We start from the raw sequence: 8,027 nt of genomic DNA on the forward strand, positions 1-8,027 counted from the left end.
GCCGCGCCCGCTACTCCTCCAGCTCCGCCCAGACCACGAGGAACGTGTCCGGTGTGGGCGAAGTGGTCAGGGTCAACATGTGCTCCGCTCCGTCGTCCCGGGGGTCGGGTTCGACGGCCCAGACGTCCTCGGGTCCGAGCTCCGCCACCTCGATGACGCGGTAGCGGTGCACGTCGCCACCGGGCAGCCGGACGCGGACGTGGTCGTCCGGCGCCAGGCGGTCCATACCGCGCAGCGGCGCCCCCTGCGTGCGGTGATAGCCGGCGACGGCGAAGTTGCCCGGCTCACCCGGTTCACCGGTCGTGGGATACCGGCCGGGCGCGCGGGCGAGATCCTCGACCCCCTCCCGGATCGCGAACCAGGCACCACGCGGACCGTCGGCGAACTCCAGCCGGCCGACCGCCACCAGCGACCCGGACGCGCGAACCGTGGTCGCGGGCGCGATCTGCACGTCCTGCGCGCCGCCGTCGGGACCGACGTATTCCCAGTGCCAGGGCTCGGGCTTGCTGCCGTCGGGCTGCGCCCACGGCGGATGTACCCAGCCGAAATCGCCCGCGTTCTCCTGCAACCACGCGAAGTCCGTGACACGCAGGTCGAAGTCCACGGCCAGCCCCCAACCGTGCATACTCCGGCCGGGCGTCGCGGCGAGCCAGCCCTTGCGGGCCTTGAGGTCGACCTGGGCGTCGTACGTCCGGTAGCCGTCCGTGACCGCGATCGTGACGCCGTCCTCGGCTGCGGCGGCCACCATCGCGTTGAACGCCTCGGCCGCCTCACGGGCGAGCAACACCCCACCCGCCGGCGCGAGCACCTCGTCGGGAAGCCGACCGTTCTCCAACGGTGTGTCGGGCTGGGCGAGCGCCGGGGAGCCGGTCGACAGCAGGCAGGCAGCCAGCAGGGCGGTGAGCGCGCCGAGGCACCGACCGCTCCTCGACCCGTCTTGTCGCCGACGCGTGAGGGCCCCGATCACGACGATGCCTCGGCGTCACGGACCTCGTCCGGCAGTTCGTCCGGCGGCAGGGCCTCGCCGGGTTCCATCCCCTGGGCGAGCCGACCGGCGAGGAACCCGGCGGTGCGGGGATCCGCGGCGAGCGACGTCCACAGCTCGGGGTCGACGGCGGGCAGCTCCAGCTCGGCCAGCAAACCGTTGGCCTCCGTGACGCAGCTGGTGGGCTCGTCGGTCGGCGCGTCCTCGCCGGCGTCGAGGCAGACGCTGACCAGCGCCCACCACAGTCCCGCCGTATAGGCCGCGTCGAGCTCGGCGTCGTCGCCCGGCCGCTGGTCCCACGCCGCGCGCAGCCGCTCGAGCAGCTCCTCGCGGTCCGCTGGTCGTTCAGGGACGTCCGGGTCCGGGGCCGGCTCCGCGGGCTCCTGCGGCTCGTCCGGATCCGGGGACGGCTCCTCGGGCTCGCGCGGCTCGTCCGGATCCGGGGCCGGTGCCTCCGGCTCCGTCGGTTCGTCCGGATCCGGGGCCGGTGCCTCCGGCTCCGTCGGCTCGTCGGGGTCCGGGGCCGGCTCCTGCGGCTCGTCCGAATCCGGGGCCGGCTCCTGCGGCTGCTGCGGCTCGGCCGGCTCCGGGCGCGGCTCCTTCGGCTCGTCCGGCTCGGGCTGCGGCTCCGTCGGAGGCGGCGGATCGGGTCGGGCGGGCTCCGTGGGCTCCGGCGCCGGGATCGGCTCCTGCGGCGCAGGTGTCGGATCGGGTGCGGACGGTGTCGGCGGCGGGGACGGCTCCGGCGGCGTCGGGGTCGGCGTCGGCGCAGGCACCTCCGTCGCCGGCCGAAGCGGCGGCTCGGAGACGGGCGGACGGGCGGCGGGCGGCGACGCGGCGGCCCCATGGCCGCCGGGTGCCGTCGTCCGCGGACCGGCTGTGCCCGACCCCGACGCATCGTCTGGCGGTGGCGGTGTCACGCGTGCGGTCTCCGGCACCGACTCGACCGGTGCCGGCACGAAGCCCGTGGGTCCGGCATCGGGCACCGGCTCGTCGATCACGAACGCGGGATGCGCCTCGGTGGCGGCCACGAACGCCGGTGCCGACGCCGCCCGGTCCGGTGCCGGTGCCGGTGCCGGCATGGAACCGGTCTCGACGGCGACCGCGGCACCCGTCTCCTCCGCGCCGGCGTACAGCGTCGGCGGCGCGAGCGGCGGCGCAGTCGTGCCGATCACCAGCGCGGCGGCACAGCCCAGGATCAAGGCCCGGGTGGCGGGATACCCGCGCCGAGGGCCGCACAGCGGGTCCCGCGTCGGTCTCCGCGTCGTCCGCCGCTCCCGCATGCGACGCCTTCCCCGTGGACAGTTCGTCGGTTTCGGTGACGCGACCGCCGAGTCCGTGGCGGGCCGGACGCGGCGTGTCGTGCCGCAGGACACCACCACGTGACGCGACGATGCGCAACGACCTGGCGGACAGGTCCTCGACGCAGACCGGCGCTCGGCACCGGTCCGGCCCGAGCGGCGCCCACTGGAGGTCGGATGGTGATGATGACGACAGTCGTGCCGGCCGCGAGGGGCAGCTGTCCCGCGTCGCCCCGACGAACGGGTCCGGGACACGTGCCACTGGTCCGATTCCGGGCCTTACGGGAGGGTTCGTGAGACACGCAAGAGGGGCGAGATGGCAGGGGCACCAGCGGACGAACTGGCCGAGCGCGCACAGGCGGGGCAGGTGACGACGTCGCGTTCCGGGCCGCCGTGCGAGCCACCGACACACGGCAATCGAAGACCGTCGTCCCGCAGACGAGCAACGTCGGCCGGTCGACGGACAACGCCGTCCCGCCGACGCACCGCCGCGGCCGCTCGGCGCGCACTCGTCGTTGCGCCCGAGCCTGTTCCGGACGGACCGGCGCGTTCGATCGAGGTCCTCGAGCAACCCGGCGACCTCGAGGAGGTCAGGGCCGACTGGGACCGGCTGGAAGCCGACTTCGACGGGCCGGCCAACAGCTTCCACTGGTGTCTCGCGTTCGCGCACACACCACCCCCCGGCCGGCGTGCCTGCGTCGTGGTCCTCCGTGTCGACGACGACGTCGTCGCCATCGCCCCGCTGCAACGTCGACTGACGCTCGACGGCACGCTGCGGCTGATCAGCGAGTACGACGCGAGCGGCTTCCGCTACGCCGACGAGGCGTCACTTCGCTGGCTGGTGGACGCCGTCCTCGGGCTACGCCGGCCGCTCGTGCTCACCTCGCTGTTGGCCGGGTCCGCGACACAGCTCATGCTGCGGGCACGACTGCGTCACCGTCCCTGGGTGCGGTGGGTCCACGTATGGACCATGGGCCCCGACGCGGTCATCGATGCGACGTACGCGGATCCCACCAACTCGCTCGTCAGCAGTCGTCGCAGCGGTGACGGTGCTGCGGCGGCGTCGCCGGTGTCGTCGCGATGGGTCCGGCGACGGCTGCGCAAGGCGGAGCAACTCGGCCGGGTGACGTTCCACGTCGACCCCGTCGAGGAAGACGCGTCGGACCGGTTCGAGGAGCTGGTCAGGGTGGAGGCGGCCAGCTGGAAGGGCCGCAACGGGTCCGCGATGATCGATGACGCCTCGCAGCGGGAAACGATCCGACGGTTCGTGTCCGATCCCGAGGTACGGGCCGGGGCCCGCCTGGCGGCCATGCGGATCGACGGCGAGCCGGTCGCCATGAACCTCGTGATGGTGCGCGACGGCCGGCTGTGGACGCTCAAGGACGGCTTCGACGAGCGTTTCGCCTCCCTGTCGCCCGGGCTGCTGCTGTTCCTCCACGTCCTCGCTTGGGCACACGAACAGGGCCTGACCCGGGTCGAGTTGCTGGGACGCATGGAGGCGTGGAAGCGCGACTGGGGTACCGGACGCACGCTGCATCATCTCCGGGTGTATCCCCCCAGCCGACACGGGACGGTCGCGTTCACACGCGACGTGCTGGACATCGACAAGGTTCGCCGGACGCTGCGGGCCCGACGGTACGCTCGATCGGGATCCCCGACGACCTGACGGGCACCAGGCGCGAGCGGCGTCAGGCCTGGTCGGCGCGGCCGGCGAGCACACGCTGCAGGCGCCGGTCGAGCCGCTGCACCGACGGTCGCTGCTCGACCCGCGGCAGGACGCGCGTGTACGCCCAGCGAAGGACCGGAGCGACCACGAGGTCGTAGTCGAGCGACGCCGGCACGACCTCGGCGCCGAATCCCAGTTTGTAGTCGGGCACCCACATCTGGTCGGCCGCGTCGGCGCGGCCGTCGGCGGGTCGGTCGTCGCTCGCCGGCGGCGCCGCGATCCCCTCGAAGTCGTAGTAGCGGCAACCGGCCTGCCGGGCCCACGACATGGCGGTCCAGTCCAGCAGCTCGTTGGGCTTGCGGCTCGCCTGCTCACCGGACCAGGCCATGATGTGCGAGTACAGCGTGTCCCCGTGCCGGATCGAGAACTGGCCGGCGACCGGCGTGCCGTGCTCGTCCTCCACGACGAAGATGACGCCACGGTCGTCGACCTCCAGCGCCCGCCACAGCGTCCGGTAGCGCGCGGACGAGGCCGGTTTGAACCCCTTGCGTTCGGCGAGCAGCCGCTCCAGGCGGAGCACGATGGCGAGATCCTCACCGGTCCCCTGGCGGACCACCAGGCCCCGTGCCAGCCCGCGGCGGACGTTGCCGCGCGTGCTGCGCCGCATGCGGGCGAGGAGCTCGTCCGGTTCCGGCGCGAGGTCGACCCGTGCCGTGCGCGCGGGCTTGGTCAGGCGGTGCGTGCGTTGGAAACCCAACTGCCGCAGTCGCTCGTGCGGGAAGTCCTCCCCGGTCGGCGGCCGCACCATGACGTACTGGATGCGTTCGGACCTGCACAGCGTCAGCAGCGAGCGCAGGGCGAGGTCGACGACGTCCCACCGGCGGGACGCCACGACCGGACCGTGCTGGACGTACCCGACAGCGCCGAGGCCGGTGACCCGCCGCAGCAGGACCTGTGAGCCGGCCACCAGCTGGCCGCCCTCACGCACGACGACGCGTGCGGTGTCCCATCCGAAGGCCGCGCGGAATCGGGCCCAGGCGACGCTCTGCGTGTAGTGGCCCCCAGGGGCATGCTCGACGAAGTGGTCCCATGCCGGGTCGTCGACACCACGGGTCATCTGCACCTCGAGGTCCTGCCCGACCGCCAGCTCGCCCGCGTTCGACGCCGTCCGCAGCACCGGCCTGTCTCCTCCCCGGGACCACGATGGGTGGCGCGGCCCCCTCCCGGCACGATCGCTCGAAGTCTGGCACGCCCCGGCCGAGTCGCCCGGGACAGCTGCCCCGCTGGCAGACGTCGTCCGGTGCGGGCCCCGAGTCGCTCAGCGCACGCGCCCCGGCAGGACGCGGCGAAGCGTCCGAACGTCGCTGCTGGCCCAGCCGGTCCGACGGACGACCTGGTCGTAGCCCCAACGCAGCACGGGGTTGGAGAAGCGCTCGCGGTACGGAGCCAGCGCCACCACCTCGGCGCCGAACCCGAGCTTGTAGTCGGTACCCCAGCTGTCGTCGCCGCTCGGGCGCTGGCGGTCTGCGCCGTCGGTGCCGGGAGCGACGTCGACGCCCTCGAAGTCGTAGTAGCGACACCCCCGTTCACGGGCCCAGGTCATCGCCGTCCACTCCAGCAGTTCGTTCGGCTTGTGCCGGGCGTGTTCCCCCGACCAGACCATCAGGTGCGAGTACAGCGTTTCGCCGAAGCGGATCGCGAGTTGCGCGGAGACTGGCTCGCCCGCGTGCTCGACGAGGAAGAGGTGCGCGTGACCGTCGGCGGCCATCGCCTGCCACAGCCGCTCGTACCTCGTGCCCGTCGGGCGGCCCTCACCGCGCCGCTCGGCGGCCCGGCGGTAGAGGTGCACCAGCGCCGGCAGTTCGGCCCCCGAAGCCGGTCGCGCGGTCAGGCCACGGGACAGACCGCGGCGGATGTTGCCACGCGTGCTGCGACGCATGCCCGCCAAGATGGCCTCGGGCGGCCGGTCCAGGCGGACGCGTGCGGTCGCGGGGGCCGCCCTGGCAGCGAGCCGCTCGCTCGGCCGTAGGCCCCAGTCCTCGAGGCGTCCCTCCAGACGCCGGTCCGACACCGAAGGGCGGACGACGAGGTAGCGGACACGCTGCTGCCGGCAGAGCCGCTCGAGTCCGTGCATCACCGACGGCAGGGCGTCATCTCCGTCCGCAGTGAAGACGGGTCCGCCGTCGACGTAGGCGACCGTCCCCAGTGGCCCGACGTCGCGGACCAGCAGTTGGGCGCCCGCGACGACCCGGCGCCCATGTGAGGCGCTGATGCGAGCGCTGCGCCAGCCGAAGGCCGACCGGTACCGCGCCCAGGCCGCGGTCTGGGTGTAATGGCCGCCGATCGCCTGTTCGAGGAAGCGATCCCACGCCGGATCCTGCTCGAGTGTCGACCACTGCAGGTCCGGACCGTTTCCCTCCCACGTTCCCGTGGCGGACGCTCTGCCAGTGCCCATCAGCCACCCCTGGTCGTCATCCGGCCGCGAAGGCCATCGACGCGCGCGCTGACCACGGCAGGCAAGCGGGCCGGCTTCGACGACCCAAGGGGCAGGCGTCCCGTCAGCCAGCCGCCACGACGTCCGCGGGGCCGGCGCGGTCGAGGACGTAGGCGTAGGCGGCGGCGGTCTTGCCGTGCGCGAACCAGCCGCCCACGGCGGGTTCGCTGACGATGATGTCGAACAGTTGCTCGTGCAGGTCGTCGTGGTAGGCGCCGAGGAGGAGGTGCGGGGTGAGGTTGTTGGGCCCGCCGTAGCGGTGGTCCTCGCGCCGATCGAGCGCCACGAGCTCCGCGGCGAACATGGCGTTGCGCTCGGATCCGTCGCGCAGCACGTTGACACGGAACGACTCGGCCACGGCGGCCAGGTCCTCCGCATCGAACCCGACGCCGAGACGCTCGGCGTGACGCAGGAACCGGATGGTGATCTGGGACTTCCAGATCGGCTCGGGTCGCGAGCCCAGGGGATCCTCGGGCCTGGCGGCGTACTGCCACGCGACCGTGCCGTCGTCCTCGTAGTACATCACCTGCCGGACGAACGCGGCGGTCTGTGTCGCCCGCAGCTCCCAGTAGGGGTCGTCGGAGAGCGCGGCCAGGTAGACCAGCGCCTCCCCCACCGACGTCTGATGATTCACCGGATCGATCCGGTCGTGCGTGCTTCGCCAGTAGTAGGCGTAGCTCCCGTCGTCGGCGACGACCAGTTCGTCGTCGAACTCCAGCAGCGCTTCCTGCGCCGCGGCCACGAGCCGCGCCGCCGCGTCGGCGTGCTCGTCCCCGAGTTCGGGATCCTGCGCCACGAGCCACGCGTACCAGGCCATCGGCGCCGCGATGCGGCCGGCATGCGTCACGACGTTGTAGTGACGACCGTCTGGATCCAGGTGGTCGGTGCCCCACGCCTTCAGCACGCGCTCGCGATGCTCGTCCACCCGCCCGAGCACGTCGTCGCGGTGGTCCAGCATCCCCAGCATGCGGTCGCGCGCGCTCACGAGGAAGCGCTCCTGCCCGGTTGCTTCGTAGCCGAGGAGTGCGGCTTCCAGGGCGTAGGAATCCCGCCAGGCGAAGCCGGAGCCACGCCGGGAGCCAGCGCCCGTGTCGTCCCGATGCAGCTCTTTCGCCACCCAGGCGTACAGCAGGTCCGCATTGGGCCGTGCACGCATCAACGGTTCGTACACGGCGGTGAGATCCAGGACCGCGTCCCTGTCCGCGACCTGTGCGAGCACCGCCTCCCGCTCGTCCCGATCCACGAACAGCAGCGCCGCCGCGGCCTCGAAACGGGCGTCGAACTCGGCGTCGGCCTCGCCCGCCCGGAGCTTGCCGACGAGCCAGCCATAGGCGTCGTACGCGTCAGCGAAGGCTGCGTACTCGGGCCCGCCGGCGTCCGAACCGCGGGCGATGTCGGCGTCCACCTCGACGGCGACGTCGGCACCCGAGGACGCGTCGGTCGCACCAGCGAGCTCCGCCCGGGCTCCGGGCTGCGTCGATGCCGAGCATGCGACCAGGAGGGTCGCCAGGCAGGCGAACAACAGCCTGCGGCCCCAGTACACCCCTGCCCCTCCAGTGTTTCCCCGCGTCGGAGGCTAGT

General features: G+C 73.0%; 6 protein-coding genes. 1 reads left to right on the forward strand and 5 read right to left on the reverse strand.

Features of this window, described 5'->3' with window-relative positions:
* Nucleotides 1-10 precede the first annotated feature (10 nt).
* A complete protein-coding gene (locus ACERM0_RS02580) occupies nt 11-967 on the reverse strand; it encodes a D-alanyl-D-alanine carboxypeptidase family protein (protein WP_373676932.1) in 957 nt (318 codons plus the stop codon).
* Nucleotides 964-2,187: a hypothetical protein gene (locus tag ACERM0_RS02585; RefSeq protein ID WP_373676933.1), complete on the reverse strand. Its 1,224-nt coding sequence runs from the start codon at nt 2,185-2,187 to the stop codon at nt 964-966. Before ACERM0_RS02585 ends, ACERM0_RS02580 begins: the two co-directional genes overlap by 4 nt.
* A gap of 799 nt (nt 2,188-2,986) precedes the next feature.
* On the opposite strand from ACERM0_RS02585, the gene ACERM0_RS02590 reads away from it, so the two are divergent.
* Complete coding sequence (locus tag ACERM0_RS02590) at nt 2,987-3,952, forward strand: GNAT family N-acetyltransferase (RefSeq protein WP_373676934.1); 966 nt, start codon at nt 2,987-2,989, stop codon at nt 3,950-3,952.
* Between the two features lie 22 nt (nt 3,953-3,974).
* Here ACERM0_RS02590 and ACERM0_RS02595 read toward each other — a convergent pair whose 3' ends face one another.
* From ACERM0_RS02595 to ACERM0_RS02605, 3 genes are all read right to left on the reverse strand, one after another.
* Entirely contained in the window at nt 3,975-5,129 is a 1,155-nt protein-coding gene (locus ACERM0_RS02595) for a lipid II:glycine glycyltransferase FemX (RefSeq protein WP_373676935.1), read from the reverse strand.
* Nucleotides 5,130-5,270: 141 nt separating this feature from the next.
* Nucleotides 5,271-6,407: a lipid II:glycine glycyltransferase FemX gene (locus tag ACERM0_RS02600; protein WP_373676936.1), complete on the reverse strand. Its 1,137-nt coding sequence runs from the start codon at nt 6,405-6,407 to the stop codon at nt 5,271-5,273.
* 103 nt (nt 6,408-6,510) lie between these two features.
* On the reverse strand, nt 6,511-7,989 hold the full coding sequence (locus ACERM0_RS02605) for a hypothetical protein (protein ID WP_373676937.1): 1,479 nt from the start codon (nt 7,987-7,989) through the stop codon (nt 6,511-6,513).
* Between the last annotated feature and the right edge of the window lie 38 nt (nt 7,990-8,027).

The sequence above is a fragment of the Egicoccus sp. AB-alg2 genome (assembly GCF_041821065.1).
In the GTDB taxonomy this organism is placed as follows: domain Bacteria; phylum Actinomycetota; class Nitriliruptoria; order Nitriliruptorales; family Nitriliruptoraceae; genus Egicoccus.